Annotated in this window: 2 protein-coding genes; both read left to right on the top strand. The window is 51.6% G+C overall.

What is annotated here, in order from left to right:
- The first annotated feature begins 452 nt into the window (after positions 1-452).
- On the top strand, positions 453-1046 hold the full coding sequence (locus tag EDC34_RS12155) for a hypothetical protein (protein WP_132982908.1): 594 nt from the start codon (positions 453-455) through the stop codon (positions 1044-1046).
- A gap of 122 nt (positions 1047-1168) precedes the next feature.
- Positions 1169-1446 (top strand): RHS domain-containing protein (locus tag EDC34_RS12150; RefSeq protein ID WP_425598120.1); only part of this gene is annotated, 278 nt, incomplete at its 3' end.

Here is a 1446-nt window from a genome sequence, read left to right as displayed (position 1 = left end):
TCGGCCAGCTTGTAGTGCCTTGTCCCCTCGCACGAAGGGCATCGCTTCATGACCAAATCCTCGTTGATCTGGTCCGGTTTGGCTAGGAATTACCATAATCTGTGTGCAGGGAAACAATGTCACTATCACTGTGCCGTACCACTTTAGCGGATCCGGTGCTAGTGCATCAAACATCAATAATATTGTTAATGCGATTCAGAATGGCTTGTCGGGGCAAGTCGGGCATTATAACGTCACGATTAAAGTCGCGTTGAGTGGTAGCCCAACACCGTATCGTGAGAACAATGTTAATTTGAACGCAGGCGGTGGTCGATCCAATGCTGCTAACTGGTCTGTTCCGGGGGTGTGGGGTGATTACACCTACATGCATGAAGCCATGCATACGATTATGGGTTGGGCTTACGGTGATGACACCCTGCCCGGGTCAATCCTGAATTACGCTTCTTTTCCAGATGCTCCGCCTGTGCCTGCGCCAGGGCCAAGTATACTTCCCCAACATGTGCGGGAAGCGATTGGCAATCCAAACAACCCTAAAGATTGTGGCTGTGGAAAATAAAGGCTCTCTTGGTTTGATTTTATTTGCCAATTTGATTTTGGCTATCGCCATGATAATTGTTATTCCTGTCGCTGTGGCGGGTAATGGAGCGATTAGTGAGCAATTGATCAGCAAAGACTATAAAGTATGCGCAAGAGGGCCTAAGCGGCTGGCTGTTAATCGATACGATATCATTGACATCGAAAAGGTTGTGATTGGGTGGCGAGAAGAAAAGCCTTTTGCTGAGATTATTTTTAGCGAGATGGGTGTTGGTGCATATAGCAAAATGATCCGGGATGCTGCCTTAAGTGGGGTAATTTTAGAAAATGGAGGTGATATTGTTGTGTATGGTCAAATATTTCAACGCGATGGTTTGTTCTTTATCGCGAAGTTACTTCGGAAAGGTCGCGATCCGTTGTGGGTGTATATAAAGTTTTTTGGTCCAGTCAATTCCGCCACACAGGTGCGCGCCATGAAGTTTGTGGCTGCGCTCGGGGCTTGCTCTAAATAGTTTCGAGTAAAGGCTTATGTTTATTGGGGAGGGCTGGGCCAGGGCCGGCTTTTGCAGCTGGCATCCCGCACACCCTGGCGTATGATCCGTTCGGCCGTCTGGCCAGCCACACGGCGCAGGGGATGATCGCGAGCTACACGGTGAACGCCTTGGATCAGCGGATGGGCAAGCGCAATGCCCGCCACCAGAGCCGGTATGTGTACGCCGGCTTCAACCAGCTGCTTGCCGAATACACCGACGGGCAATGGACGAGCTACGTCTACAGTGGCAGCGAGCCCATCGCCCTGGTGCGCAATAACCAGCTTTACTATCTGCACGGCGACCACCTGGGCCGGCCGCAGCTGGTGACCAATGCCGGGCAGCAGGTGGTGTGGAAGGCGGCGAATCGGGCATTCGACCG

It is taken from the genome of Thermomonas haemolytica (assembly GCF_004346265.1).
GTDB lineage: Bacteria > Pseudomonadota > Gammaproteobacteria > Xanthomonadales > Xanthomonadaceae > Thermomonas > Thermomonas haemolytica.
The sequence above is the reverse complement of the archived record's forward strand: the minus strand, read 5'-3'. Positions and strand labels throughout refer to the sequence as shown.